Here is a 16,404-nt window from a genome sequence, read left to right on the forward strand (position 1 = left end):
AAGCCCCCTCGCCACAGGTGTGGGCCTTCACAGGTCTGCATTCTTTTTTACGATCCGGAGTTCGCCATGGCCCTCGCCATTCCCAGCCCCACCCTGAAACAGCGCCTGGCGCGTGCCGAGCGGCTCAACCGCTGGAAGGCCCAGGCCCTGATCGCGCCATTGGTGGTGTTTTTGCTGCTGGTGTTCCTGGTACCGATTGTGGCGCTGCTCTACAAAAGCGTCGGCAACCCGGAAGTGGTGGGCGGCCTGCCGCGCACGGTGGTGGCGGTGACGGCCTGGGACGGTCGTGGCCTGCCCGGCGAGCCGGTGTATCAAGCCATCAGCGAGGACCTGGGCGAAGCCCGGAAAAACTCGACCCTGGGCGACCTCTCCAAACGCTTGAACATGGAGCTGGCGGGCTATCGCAGCCTGCTGACGAAAACCGCGCGGGCGCTGCCGTTCACCGAAGCGCCTGCCTCCTATAAAGAAGCGCTGGAAAACCTCGACGAACGCTGGGGCGACCCGGCGTACTGGCAGGCGATCCGGCGCAACACCAGCAGCCTCACGCCATACTACTTGCTGGCCGCCGTCGATCACCGCATCGACGACCTCGGCGAAATCGCCCCGGCCACCCCGGACCAGGCGATCTACCTCGATATCTTCGCCCGTACGTTCTGGATGGGTCTGGTCATTACCGTGTGCTGCCTGCTATTGGCCTATCCGTTGGCTTACCTGCTGGCCAACTTGCCGGCGCGGCAAAGCAACCTGCTGATGATCCTGGTGCTGCTGCCGTTCTGGACCTCGGTGCTGGTGCGCGTGGCGGCCTGGATCGTGTTGCTGCAGTCCGGCGGCTTGATCAACAGCGCGCTGATGGGCATGGGCCTGATCGATAAACCGGTGGAACTGGTGTTCAACCGGCTCGGCGTCTACATCTCCATGGTGCACATTCTGCTGCCCTTCATGATTTTGCCGATCTACAGCGTGATGAAAGGCATCTCGCCCACCTACATGCGGGCGGCAATCTCCCTGGGCTGCCACCCATTCGCCAGCTTCTGGCGCGTGTACTTCCCGCAGACCTACGCAGGCGTTGGTGCCGGCTGCTTGTTGGTGTTCATTTTGGCGATTGGCTACTACATCACCCCGGCCTTGCTGGGCAGCCCGAACGACCAGATGGTCAGCTACTTCGTGGCCTTCTACACCAACACCAGCATCAACTGGGGCATGGCCACGGCCTTGGGCGGCTTGCTGCTGCTGGCCACCGTGGTGCTGTACCTGATCTACAACTGGCTGGTGGGCGCCAGCCGCCTGCGCCTGAGCTAAGGAGACCGTTGCGATGCTGAGCCCTTATATGTCGCCCGTGGAACGGGTCTGGTTCTACAGCTTGCGGATCCTCTGCGGCCTGATCCTGTTGTTCCTGATCTTGCCGGTGCTGGTGATCATCCCGCTGTCGTTCAACAGTGGAAGTTTCCTGGTCTACCCGCTGCAAGGTTTCTCGCTGCACTGGTACCAGGATTTCTTCGGTTCGGCGGAATGGATGCGCGCCCTGAAGAACAGCATCATCGTGGCTCCGGCGGCTACAGTGCTGGCGATGGTGTTCGGCACGCTGGCGGCGATTGGCCTGACCCGGGGGCACTTTCCCGGCAAGGCGCTGGTGATGGCCCTGGTGATTTCGCCGATGGTAGTGCCCGTGGTGATTATCGGTGTGGCCAGTTACCTGTTCTTCGCGCCGCTGGGCCTGGGCAACAGCTTCTTCTCGCTGATCGTGGTGCACGCGGTGCTGGGCGTGCCGTTTGTGATCATCACCGTGTCGGCGACCTTGCAGGGGTTCAACCATAACCTGGTGCGGGCGGCGGCCAGCCTGGGCGCGTCACCGCTGACGGCGTTTCGTCGGGTGACCTTGCCATTGATTGCCCCGGGGGTGATCTCCGGGGCGCTGTTCGCCTTTGCCACCTCGTTCGATGAAGTGGTAGTGACGCTGTTCCTCGCCGGGCCCGAGCAGGCAACCTTGCCACGGCAGATGTTCAGCGGCATCCGTGAAAACCTCAGCCCTACCATTGCCGCCGCAGCGACCTTGTTGATCGCCTTCTCGGTGGTGCTGTTGCTGACCCTGGAATGGCTGCGCGGGCGTAGCGAGAAACTGCGTACGGCCCAGGTCTAAAGCCAAACAGAGATCAAAATGTGGGAGCGGGCTTGCTCGCGAAGGCGGTGTGTCAGTCAACGGAGATATCGACTGGCCTACCGCCTTCGCGAGCAAGCCCGCTCCCACATTGGGTTTGTGTCTATTCAGTAGCTGAATGCAAGACAACCAGCCCAAGTCAGCTAATCTTGTGCCAGCCCATAACTGATAAGAGGCCGCGCACATGAGTACTTCCTCATTCAAGATCGCCCACAAACTGCTCACCGGCCCAGGCGCCATCGAGCAACTGGCCGCCGAGCTGACGCGGCTGGATGTCGACAACCCGCTGATTGTCACCGATGCGGCACTGGTCAAATCCGGCACCGTGGCGCTGGCGCTGGAACACCTGGGCGAACGGACCTACGAGATTTTCGACCGCGTGCTGCCCGACCCGGAAATCGCCATCGTCGAGGACTGCATGCGCGTCTACCGCGAAGGCGGGCATGACGGCCTGATCGGCGTCGGCGGCGGCAGTGCCATCGACATCGCCAAGAGCGTGGCGGCCTACGCCGGTTACCACGGCGCCCTGGCCGACCTGTTCGGCGTGGACCAGGTGCCGCGCAAAGGCCCGCCGCTGATCGCGATTCCCACCACCGCCGGCACCGGTTCGGAGGTGACCAACGTGGCGATTCTGTCGGACAAGGTCGCGCAACTGAAAAAAGGCATCGTCAGTGATTACCTGCTGCCGGACGTGGCCCTGATCAGCCCGCAGATGACCCTGACTTGCCCGCGCAGCGTCACCGCCGCCAGTGGGGTGGACGCATTGGTGCACGCCATCGAATCCTACCTGTCGCTGAATGCCTCGCCGATCACCGATGCACTGGCCATCGGGGCGATCAAACTGATTGCCAAGGCGTTGCCCAAGGCCTACGCCAACCCCGCCAACCTTGAGGCCCGGGACGACATGGCCACCGCCAGCCTGATGGCCGGGATGGCGTTCGGGAATGCCGGCGTGGGCGCGGTGCATGCGTTGGCCTACCCGTTGGGCGGGCGTTTCAACATCGCCCACGGCGTAAGCAATGCCTTGCTGCTGCCCTACGTGATGCACTGGAACAAGCTGGCGTGTGTGGAGCGCATGCAGGAGATTGCCGAGGCCATGGGCGTGAATATCACGGGTTTGAGTGCGGTGGATGCCGCCGACCAGGCCGTCGATGCGATGACGCGACTGTGTGCCGCAGTCGAGATTCCGTCCGGCCTGCGCAGCTTCGGTGTGCCTGAAGATGCGATCCCGGCCATGGCGGTAGAAGCGGCGGGGATCGAGCGGCTGATGCGCAACAATCCGCGCAAGCTCAGCGCCGCGGATATCGAGAAAATCTACCGGGCAGCTTATTAACCATTGAGCGAGGTCACGGTGCGCGCGGCAAAGCATGAGGTATACAATGCGCGCCATCGTGATTTAGCTCAAAAAGGTGCGTCATGCAGCCCTTCGTCATTGCTCCATCGATTCTCTCCGCCGACTTCGCCCGCCTGGGCGAGGAAGTGGACAAGGTGTTGGCCGCCGGTGCCGACTTCGTTCACTTCGATGTCATGGACAACCACTATGTGCCGAACCTGACCATTGGTCCGATGGTCTGCGCCGCCCTGCGTAAATACGGCGTGACCGCGCCTATCGATACGCACTTGATGGTCAGCCCGGTGGACCGCATCGTCGGTGACTTCATCGAAGCCGGCGCGACCTACATCACCTTCCACCCGGAAGCCACGTTGCACGTGGACCGCACCCTGCAACTGATCCGCGAGGGCGGTTGCAAGGCGGGCCTGGTGTTCAACCCGGCCACTCCGCTGAGCGTGCTTGAGTACGTGATGGACAAAGTCGACATGGTGTTGCTGATGAGCGTCAACCCGGGCTTCGGCGGGCAGAAGTTCATCCCCGGCACCCTCAACAAACTGCGTGAAGCGCGGGCGCTGATCGATGCGTCGGGCCGTGATATCCGCCTGGAGATCGACGGTGGCGTCAACGTCAACAACATCCGCGAAATCGCCGCGGCCGGTGCCGACACCTTTGTGGCCGGTTCGGCAATCTTCAATGCCCCGGACTATCAGGAAGTGATCGCCAAGATGCGTGCAGAACTGGCGCTGGCGCGTCCATGAGTGGCTTTGAGCAACTGTTCCCCGGCAAACTGCCACGGCTGGTGATGTTCGATCTGGACGGTACGTTGATCGATTCAGTGCCGGACCTGGCCGCGGCGGTGGACCAGATGCTGCTCAAGCTGGGGCGCAAGCCGGCGGGTATCGAGTCGGTGCGCGAGTGGGTCGGCAATGGCGCGCAGATGCTGGTGCGTCGGGCCTTGGCCAACAACATCGAGGCCGAGGGTGTCGATGAGGTGGAAGCCGAGCATGCGCTTGAGCTGTTCAACGTGGCCTACGAAAACGGCCACGAACTCACCGTGGTTTATCCCGGCGTGCGCGACACCCTGAAATGGCTGCACAAGCAGGGCGTGGAAATGGCCCTGATCACCAACAAGCCGGAGCGTTTCGTCGCGCCGCTGTTGGACCAGATGAAGATCGGCCGGTATTTCCGCTGGATCATCGGCGGCGATACCTTGCCGCAGAAGAAGCCCGACCCGGCCGCGCTGTTCTTCGTGATGAAAATGGCCAATATCCCGGCGTCCCAATCGCTGTTTGTCGGCGATTCGCGCAGTGATGTGCTGGCGGCGAAAGCGGCGGGGGTCAAGTGCGTGGCCTTGAGTTACGGCTACAACCATGGCCGGCCGATTGCCGAAGAATCCCCGGCGCTGGTGATTGATGACCTGCGCCTGTTAATCCCCGGTTGCTTGGGAACGGGCGCTGAGATAACGTTGCCCGACGCTGTTCCATCCCCTTCTGGAAATCCCATCGTGGTGGTCACTCGCAAACTCTGGATGAAAGTCATCAAGGCCCTGGCCCGCTGGCGTTGGCGCGCCTGACTGATCCTCGCCGCGCTGCGGCACGTTTGCACACCTGACCGTTAGACCCTCAAGCCACGAGGCACCTCATGATCCGCGAAGAATTCCTGCGTTTGGCCGCTGCCGGCTACAACCGTATCCCCATGGCCTGCGAAACCCTGGCCGACTTCGACACCCCGCTGTCGATCTACCTGAAACTGGCCGACGAGCCCAACTCCTATCTGCTGGAGTCGGTGCAGGGCGGCGAGAAATGGGGCCGTTATTCGATCATCGGCCTGCCGTGCCGCACGGTGCTGCGGGTACATGATCACCATGTGAGCATCACCCTGGACGGCGTCGAGATCGAAAGTCACGATGTGGAAGACCCGCTGGCCTTCGTCGAGGAATTCAAGGCGCGCTACAACGTGCCGACCATCGCCGGCCTGCCGCGCTTCAACGGCGGCCTGGTGGGTTACTTCGGCTACGACTGCGTGCGCTACGTGGAAAAACGCCTGGGCAAATCCCCGAACCCCGATCCGTTGGGTGTGCCGGACATTCTGCTGATGGTTTCCGACGCGGTGGTGGTGTTCGACAACCTCGCGGGCAAGATGCACGCTATCGTGTTGGCGGATCCTTCCCAGGCCGATGCGTTCGAGCAAGGCCAGGCGAGCCTGGAAGCGCTGCTGGAAAAACTGCGCCAGCCGATCACCCCGCGTCGCGGCCTGGATCTCAGCCGTCCACCGGCGGCTGACCCGGTGTTCCGCTCCAGCTTTACCCAGGATGACTACGAGCGTGCGGTCGATACCATCAAGGAATATATCCTTGCCGGTGACTGCATGCAGGTGGTGCCGTCGCAACGCATGTCCATCGACTTCAAGGCCGCGCCGATTGATTTGTACCGGGCGCTGCGCTGTTTCAACCCGACGCCGTACATGTACTTCTTCAACTTTGGCGACTTCCACGTCGTGGGCAGTTCGCCGGAAGTGCTGGTGCGGGTCGAAGACAACCTGATCACCGTGCGCCCGATTGCCGGCACGCGCCCTCGCGGTGCGACCGAAGAGGCGGACCTGGCGCTGGAACAGGACCTGTTGAGCGACGACAAGGAAATCGCCGAGCACTTGATGCTGATCGACCTGGGCCGCAACGACACCGGGCGTGTCTCGGAGATCGGTTCGGTGAAGCTCACCGAGAAGATGGTGATCGAGCGTTACTCCAACGTGATGCACATCGTGTCCAACGTCACCGGCGAGCTGAAGGCCGGGTTGACGGCGATGGATGCACTGCGGGCGATCCTGCCGGCGGGCACCTTGTCCGGCGCACCGAAGATTCGCGCGATGGAAATCATCGACGAGCTGGAGCCGGTGAAGCGGGGTGTGTATGGCGGCGCGGTGGGGTATTTCGCCTGGAACGGCAATATGGACACTGCGATTGCGATCCGTACGGCGGTGATCAAGGACGGCGAACTGCATGTGCAGGCGGGCGGCGGGATCGTGGCCGACTCGGTACCGGCCCTGGAATGGGAAGAGACGCTGAACAAGCGCCGGGCGATGTTCCGCGCGGTGGCGTTGGCTGAGCAGACCCCGCAGGGCTGAAGTCAGACGTAGATCAAAAATGTGGGAGCGGGCTTGCTCGCGAAGGCGGTGTATCAGTCGATATATAAGGTGACTGTCGCACCGCTTTCGCGAGCAAGCCCGCTCCCACATTTGGTATTTGTCAGTTTCAAGTCCGAGTCAGAAATCCAGACTCACCCCGACACTCAGCCCTTGCTGGGTAAAGTTGTCATCCTTTCTCACGTTATAGGCCGCGTTCAACGCCAGGTCCTTGGTCACCTTGTGGGTAATCCCCAGGTTCAAGCGATCCGAATTGCTGCGTGGCGTGTAGCCGTCCAGTTTGAAATCAATCCCCGGCACGCTGTTGAGGGACATGCCCACTCGCTGCGTATCGTTTTCAAACTCGTGCTCGTGGGCCACTTCGCCAAACACCAGGGTTTGCGGGGTGAAGCGGTAGTTGGCTTGTAATCCGATTCCCAAACGCTTAGAGTCGCGCTGTTGGTCATCAAACGTCAGCGCGGTGGAACGGGCATCTTTCTCCGAATAACCATTCACCTCGACCCGCGAATAGTCAGCGCTGATAAAGGGTGAGAAGTGCCACTCGCTGTTCGGCTCGGCGATGTCATACCCAACCCGTGCGCTCAATGCCCATAGCCAGCCGTCGGTGTCGCCTTTCTCGGTGCCTTCGCTGATGCCCAGGGCGAACTTGCGCTTGAGGTTATCGAAGTCCAGTTTGCCGCCGGTCAATGCGGCGTCGGCCCACCAGTGATCTTCCTGATATTGGGCGAACGCGGTGCCCAGGTAGCTGTTGAGCTTGTAGTCCGAATCGCTGGCGCCGGCCTCAAGACTCTGGCGATAGAAGCCTGCTGCCACACCCACCCGCCACTCGTCATTGAGCCTGTAGCTGCCACCGATGTTCAGGTTATAGCCGCTGCCGTCACCGCTGGCCGAGCTGTTCTGATCATCGAAGTCCAGGTGCTGGCCGCCAGCGTCGACGATCGCCCGCCATTGGCCCACGGCCTGCCAGCTACCAGAGTCGGCTTGCCATTGGTTGCGCAATGAATCCTGATGGGCGCGCAAGGTGCCTTGGGCCATTTCCGGAAGCAGGGTGATTTCCCAGGGCGCTGCCAGCAGTGAATACGCGTAGTCGGCGATCAGTACCTGGCCGGCCTCGGTCGGGTGCACGGTGTCGTTGTAAATCAGCTTGGTCGGGTCCGGATTGGTGCCGCCGACGCCATACACCGGATTCCTGCAGGTGGTGCCGCTGAAGCAGGTCTGATTGAGGTTCTGGTCGGTGGCAAAACCAAAACGCCCGGGATCGGCAAAGGTTTCCTTGAGCAGCAACGGAATGTTCAGCGGGATGATCTGCGCATCGATTTGCGACAGGCGCTGTACCAGGGTCTGGTTGAACGCGCCGGCCAGGGCGCTGACGGCCCCTTGGAGCGGGGTGCCATTGACGGCAGGTGTCAGGCCCAGGTCCGGCAGCATCCATACCATTACATAACGGGCGCCAGCCTGTTGCAGCGCCTGGGCGCTGTCGGCCAGGCGCCCGGCTGCGGCCGAGGCCTGGTCGGGGCTGAGGACCAGGCCGTCGAGGAAGTCATTGCCGCCGCCGGAGAGAAAGTACAACGCGTTGGGGTCGGCTCGGCCCCCCGTTGATGCCAGGTATCCGGGACGTGTACGCAATACCTGCCCGGTGTCGCTGTCGGTGACGGTGGAATTACCGGTGATGGCATCGTAGATCTGTTGGGTGGTGTAGCCGCCGACGGCCCAGTTATTGCCGTCTGGCTGGCCCAGCGCGGCACGCTCCGGCGAGGTCGAGGCATTCAGGTCGCCCGGGGCAACCCCCAGCTTGCCGCCCAATAACGTCGAGGAGATCAGCGATGTGCTTTCGCCGCTGCCGTCGAAGTATTGCGGGCCGGTGCGGTTGGTGAAGCGATAGGTTGAGCCCGGTGCGCCAGGGTCGGCAAATGTACCGGCGTCGGCCAGGCTGTCACCGAAAACGACCATCGTCGAATAAGGCGAGGGCGCGGCGAAGGCTTGCGAGCATGCCAGCGCCAAGAGGCAGCCGACGATGGGGGTGAAATAGGGCATCTTGGTCATGAGTCCGTCCATGATTTTGTTTTTTTGTCAGCACTGTGACTGTAGCGCCCTTGGAAGGGTTCTGAAAAGTTTGACGCCAATTATCAGTCGGGCAGTTTCCCCCGTATTTGCGGCTCGATATTGCACCGTTGGCGAGGCTACGTTACTGTGCCTGAACGTATGAATGAGACCCTCCCCGTGTTGATCATCAGCAAACTCTTGATGCGAGTAGTCAAGGCACACGCCCGTTGGCGTTGGCGCGCCTAACTTTTCTCTACCGGCCCCGCCGGACCTGTACCGATTTGCCTTCTTCACCCTCTGTTAAACGCCCCTTGCCGACCAACCCCGGCAACCGGAAAGTGCGTCTGGCAGCGGGTCACTCCCTTGGAAGGCCGTCATTAGAAGTCAGTGAATTCAAGAGGTTTTAACCCACATGTTGCTGATGATTGATAACTACGACTCCTTTACCTACAACGTTGTGCAGTACCTGGGCGAGCTCGGCGCCGAGGTCAAGGTGGTGCGCAACGACGAATTGACCGTGGCCCAGATCGCCGCGTTGAACCCTGAACGCATCGTCGTCTCCCCAGGCCCGTGCACGCCGACCGAAGCGGGCATCTCCCTCGAAGCCATCCAATACTTTGCCGGCAAGCTGCCGATCCTGGGCGTGTGCCTGGGCCATCAGTCCATCGGCCAGGCCTTCGGTGGCGACGTCGTCCGCGCCCGCCAGGTAATGCACGGCAAGACCAGCCCGGTATTTCACAAGGACCAGGGCGTATTCCAGGGTTTGAACCTGCCGGTAACGGTAACCCGCTACCACTCGCTGGTGGTCAAGCGTGAAACCCTGCCCGAGTGCCTTGAGCTGACGGCCTGGACCCAACTGGAGGATGGCTCGGTCGACGAGATCATGGGCCTGCGTCACAAGACACTGAACGTCGAAGGGGTGCAATTTCACCCGGAATCGATTTTGACCGAGCAGGGCTTCGAGCTGTTCGCTAACTTTCTCAAGCAGAGCGGCGGCACGCGCTAAGGACTTTTCATGGATATCAAGACTGCCCTGAGCCGTATCGTCGGCCATCTGGACCTGAGCACCGCTGAAATGAGCGATGTGATGCGCGAGATCATGACCGGTCAATGCACCGACGCGCAGATCGGCGCGTTCATGATGGCCATGCGCATGAAGAGCGAGAGCATCGACGAAATCGTCGGCGCTGTGTCGGTCATGCGTGAGCTGGCCGACAAGGTTGAACTCAAGACCCTCGACGGCGTGGTCGACGTGGTCGGCACCGGCGGCGACGGTGCGAACATTTTCAACGTGTCGACGGCTTCTTCCTTTGTGGTGGCCGCTGCCGGCTGCACCGTGGCCAAGCATGGTAACCGCGCGGTGTCGGGTAAAAGCGGCAGCGCCGATTTGCTGGAAGCTGCAGGCATCTACCTGAACCTGACCCCGGTACAAGTGGCGCGCTGCATCGATCATGTCGGTATCGGCTTCATGTTTGCCCAGTCCCATCACGGCGCGATGAAACACGCCGCCGGCCCGCGCAAGGATTTGGGCTTGCGTACCCTGTTCAACATGCTCGGCCCGCTTACGAATCCGGCCGGTGTGAAGCATCAGGTAGTGGGCGTGTTCAGCCAGGCGCTGTGCCGGCCATTGGCTGAAGTCCTGCAGCGCCTGGGCAGCAAGCACGTGCTGGTGGTGCATTCCAAGGATGGCCTCGACGAGTTCAGCCTGGCAGCACCGACTTTCGTGGCGGAGCTGAAGAACGACCAGGTCACCGAGTATTGGGTCGAGCCAGAAGACCTCGGCATGAAAAGCCAGAGCCTGCACGGCCTGGCGGTAGAAAGCCCGGCCGCCTCCCTTGAACTGATTCGCGATGCCCTGGGACGCCGCAAGACCGAAAACGGCCAGAAAGCCGCAGAAATGATTGTGCTCAACGCCGGTGCGGCGCTGTACGCCGCGGATCACGCCTACAGTCTTAAAGAGGGTGTTGCCCTCGCTCATGATGCATTGCATACCGGGCTGGCGCGCGAAAAGCTCGAAGAACTGGGTGCGTTTACTGCGGTGTTCAAAGTGGAGAATGAAGGATGAGTGTTCCGACCGTTCTGGAAAAAATCCTGGCCCGCAAGGCAGAAGAAGTCGCCGAGCGCCGTGCCCGGGTCAGCCTGGCTGAGCTGGAAGGCCTGGCGAAAACCGCTGATGCACCGCGTGGGTTCGCCAATGCGCTGATCAAGCAGGCCAAGGAAAAACAGCCGGCCGTTATCGCTGAAATCAAGAAGGCTTCGCCGAGCAAGGGCGTGATTCGCGAGATCTTCATCCCTGAAGACATCGCCAAAAGCTACGAGAAGGGCGGCGCGACGTGCCTCTCGGTGTTGACCGATATCGACTATTTTCAGGGTGCCGACCTGTACCTGCAGCAAGCGCGTGCGGCGTGTTCGCTGCCGGTGATCCGCAAGGACTTCATGGTCGACCCGTACCAGATCGTCGAAGCCCGTGCGTTGGGCGCCGATTGCGTGCTGTTGATCGTCTCCGCACTGGATGACGTGAAAATGGCTGAACTGGCGGCCGTGGCCAAGAGCGTCGGCCTCGACGTGCTGGTGGAAGTGCACGACGGTGATGAACTGGAACGCGCGTTGAAAACCCTCGACACACCGTTGGTGGGCGTCAACAACCGCAACCTGCACACCTTCGAAGTCAGCCTGGAAAACACCCTCGACCTGTTGCCGCGCATCCCGCGCGACCGGTTGGTGATCACCGAAAGCGGCATCGTCAATCGCGCCGATGTGGAACTGATGGAAATCAGCGGCGTGTACTCGTTCCTCGTCGGCGAAACCTTCATGCGTGCCGAGAACCCGGGGGCTGAATTGCAGCGCCTGTTCTTCCCGGAGCGTGGCGTTGCCGTCAGTGGCTCGACCCTGGATTGATGATGACCCAGCCGGTGGCGATGACGGTCGAGGCAGGCCTTAAGGCCGAGCAGGATTTGCTCGCCGCGGTCTGTGCCGGCGAGCAACCGTTCGGCCTGCTGTTCTGGCAGCCCAGCGATCAAGCGTTGGTGATGCCTCGTCGTTTGAGCCGCCTTCCGGCATTCGAGACCGCCAGCCAGGTGTCGGCAGACGCCGGTTGGCCGGTGCTGCTGCGGGAAACAGGCGGTGAGCCGGTTCCACAGTCGGCAGCCACGGTCAATATTGCGTTGGTCTACGCGCCACCACGCAGTGAAGGTGACCAGGGCCGTATCGAAACCGGCTACCAGCGTCTGTGCCAGCCGATTTGCGACCTGCTGATCGAGTTGGGTGGCAACGCGTCGGTGGGCGAGATCGACGGTGCGTTTTGCGACGGTCGCTACAACGTCAACCTTGATGGTCGCAAAATGGTCGGTACCGCCCAGCGCTGGCGCCAGAGTGGCGGGCGCCCGGTGGGGTTGGTGCATGGTGCGTTGCTGCTGGATGACGATCGCGTCGAATTGATCGCCGCGGTCAATCGCTTCAATGAAGCGTGCGGCCTGGAACAACGGGTGCGCGCCGAAAGCCACATCGCCCTGCACGAAGCCTTTGCGGCGCCAGATGCGATTGCCCGGCTTGATACGTTGTACCGTCAGATGCTTGCGAGTTTCCTGCCGGTTTAACGCGTACCGAAGACCACCATGGTCTTGCCTTTGACATGCACCAGGTTGCGTTCCTCCAGGTCCTTGAGCACACGGCCAACCATTTCCCTTGAGCAACCGACGATCCGCCCGATTTCCTGGCGGGTGATCTTGATCTGCATCCCGTCGGGATGGGTCATGGCGTCCGGTTGCTTGCACAACTCCAGCAGGCAGCGGGCAACCCGGCCGGTGACGTCGAAGAACGCCAGGTCGCCGACTTTGCGCGTGGTGTCTCTCAGGCGCTGTGCGATCTGGCCGCTCAGGGCGTACAGAATGTCGGGATCCTGCTGGGCCAGTTCGCGAAATTTCGTATAGCTGATCTCGGCGACTTCGCATTCGACCTTGGCCCGCACCCAGGCACTGCGTTGCTGTTCCTTGCCGGCTTGTTCGAAAAGCCCGAGTTCACCGAAGAAATCACCGGTATTGAGGTAGGCAATGATCATTTCGCGACCATCGTCATCCTCGATCAGGATGGTGACCGAGCCTTTGATAATGAAGAACAGGGATTCCGAGCGCTCGCCCGCGCAGATGATGTTGTGCTTGGCCGGATGACGCCGGCGCTGACAATGCATCAGCAGTTTGTCGAGGTTCTTGATTTTGGGTGTGGGAGTAATAGCAACCATGGTTGTATCCCGAAAAGACTGCACGGTGTTGGTGAGCTTGTTTTTTTATCCAGCGCGATCAACGGCTAAGCTACATCATCCAATGGATGGCAATGCGCCATTGATTTGGCGCCAGCTTAACAGACACATTCTGACTTCATTAGTGAATTTACCCAGCAAACCCTGCTGTTGATCGCTTTCATGGGAAACGCTGCCGGCCCAAAGTGCTGTGCTAAGCTGGCGACCCTTTTTTAGCAGTGGAGTCTGGGCGATGAAGGCACGCATCCAATGGGCGGGCGAAGCCATGTTCCTCGGTGAGTCGGGCAGTGGCCACGTGGTGGTCATGGACGGCCCGCCGGAAGCCGGTGGCCGCAACCTGGGCGTACGCCCGATGGAAATGCTCCTGCTCGGTGTAGGCGGTTGCAGCAATTTCGATGTGGTGAGCATCCTGAAGAAGTCCCGTCAGGCGGTGGAAAGCTGCGAAGCATTCCTGGAAGCCGAGCGTGCCACCGAAGACCCGAAGGTGTTTACCAGGATCCACATGCACTTTGTCGTCAAGGGCCGGGCGTTGAAAGAAGCCCAGGTCAAGCGGGCCATCGAGTTGTCGGCGGAGAAGTACTGCTCGGCCTCGATCATGCTGGGCGCTGCGGGCGTTGCCATCACTCATGATTACGAGATCATTGAGTTGGGCTGATTCTTCAATCGGCAGGCAAAAAGAAAGGGCGCTTGATAGCGCCCTTTTTTGTTTTCTGCTGAAACTAGATGCGGTACGTGCTTTTGGTCATGACCTTGGCCAGCAGGCTCATGCCAAATTTCACCGGTGCCGGGAAGCGGAAGCCGCCCGCGTCCAGCGCGCTTTCGGCGTGATGTTCTTCATCAATGCGCATCTGCTCAAGAATCGCCCGGGACTTTTCGTCTTCAGCCGGCAGTTGCTCGAGGTGTTCATTGAGGTGTTTGCACACCTGATGCTCGGTGGCGGCCACAAAACCCAGGCTGACTTTGTCGCTGATCAGCCCGGCCACCGCACCAATGCCAAACGATAAGCCGTAGAACAGCGGGTTCAGCACGCTCGGATGGCTGTTCAACTGGCGAATGCGTTGTTCGCACCAGGCCAGGTGATCGATTTCTTCTTCGGCGGCATGTTCCATCGCAGCGCGCACTTGCGGCAGCTTGGCGGTCAGGGCCTGGCCCTGGTACAGCGCCTGGGCACAGACCTCACCGGTATGGTTGATACGCATCAGGCCGGCGACGTGGCGGGTGTCGGTCTCGCTCATCTGCGCTTCGGGCCGCACGATGGCGGGCGACGGGCGGTGCGGTTGGCCGCTGAATGGCAGCAGCGTGCGCATGGCCGTATCGGCTTGCAGCAACAGACGATCAATCGGCGAGTAGTGACGTTGGGTAGTCATGCTGACCTCCGGGAAGAATCTCGGCGGCCAGTTTACCGCAAGAGAGGGGGAAGCGTTTGCGCTGGGTCAAATTGCTTGTGTGGCGAGGGAGCTTGCTCGCGCTGGAGTGCGCAGCGCTCTCGTTTTTGGGGCTGCTACGCAGCCCAGCGGGAGCAAGCTCCCTCGCCACAGCAAGCTGCCTCGCCACAGGTAGTGCTCAGCCCGGCGGCCAGTTCATCTGGCGTTGACCCAGAACATGCATGTGGATGTGATAAACGGTCTGTCCGCCATCTTCGTTGCAGTTCATCACCACACGGAAGCCCTTCTCACAGCCTTGCTCAACCGCCAGGCGCTGGGCGGTGAACAGGATATGCCCGGCCAGCGCCTTGTCTTCCTCGGTGAGGTCGTTGAGGGTGCGGATCGGCTTTTTCGGAATCACCAGGAAATGCACGGGTGCCATTGGCGCGATGTCGTGGAAGGCCAGGACCTGGTCATCCTCGTAGATGATCTTCGCGGGTATTTCTCTGTTGATGATCTTGGTGAACAGAGTATCCACAGCTGTTTCTCCATTATGAAAGTGCAGGGTGAGTGTACTCAGGCGATCAGCGCGGGCAATAGGCCTTGTTGATCGCGCCGGCAATCTTGCGGGTCAGCCAGCGCGGGCTCAGGCGCGGGCTGAACGCCAGCCAGCGATTACGCCGGCCGGGAATGATGATGGCTTTGTTCCTGGCCAGCGCACGCACGGTGTAGAGCGCGACTTCTTCCGGGCTCATCAACTGTTGGCTGCGATCCAGCTTGGCGGTGTCCATTTGGGCGGTGCCGAAGAATGCGGTGCGGGTCGGGCCGGGGCAAAGGACGGAAACCTTGATGCCGCAGGTCTTCAGTTCCTCGCGCAAGCCTTCGGAAAAGTGCAGCACGTAGGCCTTGCTGGCGTAGTAAGTGCTCATCCATGGGCCGGGTTGGAACGCGGCAACCGACGCGACGTTGAGAATCTGCCCGCCGCCGTGCAGGGCCATGGCGTTGCCGAGTGCGTGGCACATGCGGGTCAGGGCGAGGATGTTGACCTCCATCAGGTCCTGCTCGGTCATCCAGTCCTGCGCCAGGAACGGGCCGCTGGTACCGATGCCGGCGCAGTTGACCAGCAGGTCGATCTGCCGCTCGCCTTCTTCCAGTTCCAGCAGGAACCCGGAGAGCCGCAGGGGCTCGCCCAGGTCACAGGCGCGGAACAGCACCTCGACGCCGAAGCGCTGAGTCAATTCGATTGCAATGCTTTCCAACTGATCACGCTGGCGGGCCACCAGAATCAAGCTGCGGCCGCGACGGGCCAGTGCTTCGGCCAAGGCCAGGCCGATGCCGCTGGAGGCACCGGTGATCAGAGCGTAACGGGTCATGCGTTTCTCCATCGCAACGCTACCGGGCCTGTGACAGAGGCGTCACAGGCGTCGGGCGTTTTTCACTGTTGCGTAGAGTCTACAGGTTCGGCTGTGTCGTCAGCACTTTGCACATCGACTTCATCGACGGTGGTGGCCTGGTCGCTGTCGTCATCGGAGTTGATGGAGTTGCTTTCGTAGCTGCCACCTACATCGCTTTCCAGTTGATCCAGGTAGCCGCTCATGCCCACCAACACCGCGCCGGCAAATACCAGCGGAATGAATGCGAGCCACAATGCGGAGAGGATTTTCACCGCAGTGGAGTTACGCGGTGGTGGCGCGCCGTACTGGTTTGCGCCCGTGTTACCGGGGAGGACCATCAGCAGGATCGGGAAGATGCTGCCAACGAAGGGCACCAGGTGCAGGAACCACAGCCAGCCGGACCAGCCCAGGTCATGCAGGCGCTGCACGGTGATCTGTACGCTGACCCACACAGCGGCCACGAGTATGGCAATCCCCACCAGGAAGCCAATGACCATGGCAATCGTCGGAGAGACCGCAGCGATACCAAGTCCGACGGTGAAGAACACGCTTGAGACGAGGAGGATCACCACGCTCAGCACCAGCGTCCACGCCAGGAAGCGCAGGCGTCCGATCCGGCCGTTGACGGTGAATACCTTAAGGGTGGAAAACTCCGGCAGGTTCTCGCCAACCGCGGCTCGGGGCGGGGCGTAAGGCGATGCGGCGGGGCGGGTGTAGTC

17 protein-coding genes are annotated in these 16,404 nt (G+C 61.2%); 11 read left to right on the forward strand and 6 right to left on the reverse strand.

What is annotated here, in order from left to right:
- Positions 1-66: 66 nt before the first annotated feature.
- The 6 genes from HX873_RS28720 (at position 67) to trpE (ending at position 6,611) form a co-directional block, all read left to right on the forward strand.
- On the forward strand, positions 67-1,299 hold the full coding sequence (locus tag HX873_RS28720) for an ABC transporter permease (RefSeq protein WP_003210972.1): 1,233 nt from the start codon (positions 67-69) through the stop codon (positions 1,297-1,299).
- A gap of 13 nt (positions 1,300-1,312) precedes the next feature.
- The gene (locus HX873_RS28725) at positions 1,313-2,137 is read left to right on the forward strand and encodes an ABC transporter permease (protein WP_003210970.1); all 825 of its coding nucleotides are present in this window, start codon (positions 1,313-1,315) and stop codon (positions 2,135-2,137) included.
- Between the two features lie 202 nt (positions 2,138-2,339).
- Positions 2,340-3,488 carry an iron-containing alcohol dehydrogenase gene (locus HX873_RS28730; RefSeq protein ID WP_003210968.1) on the forward strand — a complete coding sequence of 383 codons (1,149 nt, stop codon included), beginning with the start codon at positions 2,340-2,342 and terminating at the stop codon, positions 3,486-3,488.
- 83 nt (positions 3,489-3,571) lie between these two features.
- Positions 3,572-4,246: a ribulose-phosphate 3-epimerase gene (gene rpe / locus HX873_RS28735; RefSeq protein ID WP_177123563.1), complete on the forward strand. Its 675-nt coding sequence runs from the start codon at positions 3,572-3,574 to the stop codon at positions 4,244-4,246.
- Positions 4,243-5,061: a phosphoglycolate phosphatase gene (locus tag HX873_RS28740; RefSeq protein WP_063026787.1), complete on the forward strand. Its 819-nt coding sequence runs from the start codon at positions 4,243-4,245 to the stop codon at positions 5,059-5,061. Before rpe ends, HX873_RS28740 begins: the two co-directional genes overlap by 4 nt.
- Before the next feature lie 68 nt (positions 5,062-5,129).
- On the forward strand, positions 5,130-6,611 hold the full coding sequence (trpE, locus tag HX873_RS28745; RefSeq protein WP_087694720.1) for an anthranilate synthase component I: 1,482 nt from the start codon (positions 5,130-5,132) through the stop codon (positions 6,609-6,611).
- A 138-nt stretch (positions 6,612-6,749) separates the two neighbouring features.
- Here the strand turns inward: trpE and estP are convergent, their stop codons facing one another.
- The gene (gene estP, locus HX873_RS28750) at positions 6,750-8,672 is read right to left on the reverse strand and encodes an esterase EstP (protein ID WP_177123564.1); all 1,923 of its coding nucleotides are present in this window, start codon (positions 8,670-8,672) and stop codon (positions 6,750-6,752) included.
- A 412-nt stretch (positions 8,673-9,084) separates the two neighbouring features.
- Here estP and HX873_RS28755 point away from each other — a divergent pair, with 412 nt between their 5' ends.
- From HX873_RS28755 to HX873_RS28770, 4 genes are read left to right on the forward strand one after another with little or no spacing between them, the layout of a single operon-like run.
- Positions 9,085-9,678, forward strand: coding sequence for an aminodeoxychorismate/anthranilate synthase component II (locus HX873_RS28755; RefSeq protein WP_003210957.1), 594 nt, complete (start codon positions 9,085-9,087; stop codon positions 9,676-9,678).
- Positions 9,679-9,687: 9 nt separating this feature from the next.
- Positions 9,688-10,737, forward strand: a complete 1,050-nt coding sequence (gene trpD, locus HX873_RS28760) for an anthranilate phosphoribosyltransferase (protein ID WP_003210955.1) — start codon at positions 9,688-9,690, stop codon at positions 10,735-10,737.
- Positions 10,734-11,570 (forward strand): indole-3-glycerol phosphate synthase TrpC, encoded by an 837-nt coding sequence (gene trpC / locus HX873_RS28765; protein WP_003210953.1) that lies wholly within the window; start codon positions 10,734-10,736, stop codon positions 11,568-11,570. Before trpD ends, trpC begins: the two co-directional genes overlap by 4 nt.
- A 2-nt stretch (positions 11,571-11,572) precedes the next feature.
- Positions 11,573-12,268 carry a lipoate--protein ligase family protein gene (locus HX873_RS28770; protein ID WP_093204494.1) on the forward strand — a complete coding sequence of 232 codons (696 nt, stop codon included), beginning with the start codon at positions 11,573-11,575 and terminating at the stop codon, positions 12,266-12,268.
- Here the strand turns inward: HX873_RS28770 and crp are convergent.
- Positions 12,265-12,909: a cAMP-activated global transcriptional regulator CRP gene (gene crp, locus HX873_RS28775; RefSeq protein ID WP_003210949.1), complete on the reverse strand. Its 645-nt coding sequence runs from the start codon at positions 12,907-12,909 to the stop codon at positions 12,265-12,267. The genes HX873_RS28770 and crp overlap by 4 nt on opposite strands.
- A 250-nt stretch (positions 12,910-13,159) precedes the next feature.
- On the opposite strand from crp, the gene HX873_RS28780 reads away from it, so the two are divergent.
- Positions 13,160-13,582, forward strand: a complete 423-nt coding sequence (locus tag HX873_RS28780) for an OsmC family protein (RefSeq protein ID WP_003210947.1) — start codon at positions 13,160-13,162, stop codon at positions 13,580-13,582.
- 64 nt (positions 13,583-13,646) lie between these two features.
- Here the strand turns inward: HX873_RS28780 and coq7 are convergent, their stop codons facing one another.
- From coq7 to HX873_RS28800, 4 genes are all read right to left on the reverse strand, one after another.
- A complete protein-coding gene (gene coq7 / locus HX873_RS28785; RefSeq protein ID WP_003210945.1) occupies positions 13,647-14,294 on the reverse strand; it encodes a 2-polyprenyl-3-methyl-6-methoxy-1,4-benzoquinone monooxygenase in 648 nt (215 codons plus the stop codon).
- Between the two features lie 196 nt (positions 14,295-14,490).
- Entirely contained in the window at positions 14,491-14,829 is a 339-nt protein-coding gene (locus HX873_RS28790; protein WP_003210943.1) for a histidine triad nucleotide-binding protein, read from the reverse strand.
- 46 nt (positions 14,830-14,875) lie between these two features.
- Positions 14,876-15,664 (reverse strand): SDR family oxidoreductase, encoded by a 789-nt coding sequence (locus HX873_RS28795; RefSeq protein ID WP_003210941.1) that lies wholly within the window; start codon positions 15,662-15,664, stop codon positions 14,876-14,878.
- Positions 15,665-15,726: 62 nt separating this feature from the next.
- Positions 15,727-16,404 (reverse strand): DUF805 domain-containing protein (locus tag HX873_RS28800; RefSeq protein ID WP_177123565.1); only part of this gene is annotated, 678 nt, incomplete at its 5' end.

This window comes from Pseudomonas sp. P7758 (assembly GCF_013386485.1).
Lineage (GTDB): Bacteria > Pseudomonadota > Gammaproteobacteria > Pseudomonadales > Pseudomonadaceae > Aquipseudomonas.

What these genes read in the sequence shown, in the direction of transcription:
- HX873_RS28720 (WP_003210972.1), top strand. Translation starts at nt 67, where the DNA reads ATGGCCCTCGCCATTCCCAGCCCCACCCTGAAACAGCGCCTGGCGCGT.
- HX873_RS28725 (WP_003210970.1), top strand. Translation starts at nt 1,313, where the DNA reads ATGCTGAGCCCTTATATGTCGCCCGTGGAACGGGTCTGGTTCTACAGC.
- HX873_RS28730 (WP_003210968.1), top strand. Translation starts at nt 2,340, where the DNA reads ATGAGTACTTCCTCATTCAAGATCGCCCACAAACTGCTCACCGGCCCA.
- rpe (WP_177123563.1), top strand. Translation starts at nt 3,572, where the DNA reads ATGCAGCCCTTCGTCATTGCTCCATCGATTCTCTCCGCCGACTTCGCC.
- HX873_RS28740 (WP_063026787.1), top strand. Translation starts at nt 4,243, where the DNA reads ATGAGTGGCTTTGAGCAACTGTTCCCCGGCAAACTGCCACGGCTGGTG.
- trpE (WP_087694720.1), top strand. Translation starts at nt 5,130, where the DNA reads ATGATCCGCGAAGAATTCCTGCGTTTGGCCGCTGCCGGCTACAACCGT.
- estP (WP_177123564.1), bottom strand. Translation starts at nt 8,672, where the DNA reads ATGACCAAGATGCCCTATTTCACCCCCATCGTCGGCTGCCTCTTGGCG.
- HX873_RS28755 (WP_003210957.1), top strand. Translation starts at nt 9,085, where the DNA reads ATGTTGCTGATGATTGATAACTACGACTCCTTTACCTACAACGTTGTG.
- trpD (WP_003210955.1), top strand. Translation starts at nt 9,688, where the DNA reads ATGGATATCAAGACTGCCCTGAGCCGTATCGTCGGCCATCTGGACCTG.
- trpC (WP_003210953.1), top strand. Translation starts at nt 10,734, where the DNA reads ATGAGTGTTCCGACCGTTCTGGAAAAAATCCTGGCCCGCAAGGCAGAA.
- HX873_RS28770 (WP_093204494.1), top strand. Translation starts at nt 11,573, where the DNA reads ATGACCCAGCCGGTGGCGATGACGGTCGAGGCAGGCCTTAAGGCCGAG.
- crp (WP_003210949.1), bottom strand. Translation starts at nt 12,909, where the DNA reads ATGGTTGCTATTACTCCCACACCCAAAATCAAGAACCTCGACAAACTG.
- HX873_RS28780 (WP_003210947.1), top strand. Translation starts at nt 13,160, where the DNA reads ATGAAGGCACGCATCCAATGGGCGGGCGAAGCCATGTTCCTCGGTGAG.
- coq7 (WP_003210945.1), bottom strand. Translation starts at nt 14,294, where the DNA reads ATGACTACCCAACGTCACTACTCGCCGATTGATCGTCTGTTGCTGCAA.
- HX873_RS28795 (WP_003210941.1), bottom strand. Translation starts at nt 15,664, where the DNA reads ATGACCCGTTACGCTCTGATCACCGGTGCCTCCAGCGGCATCGGCCTG.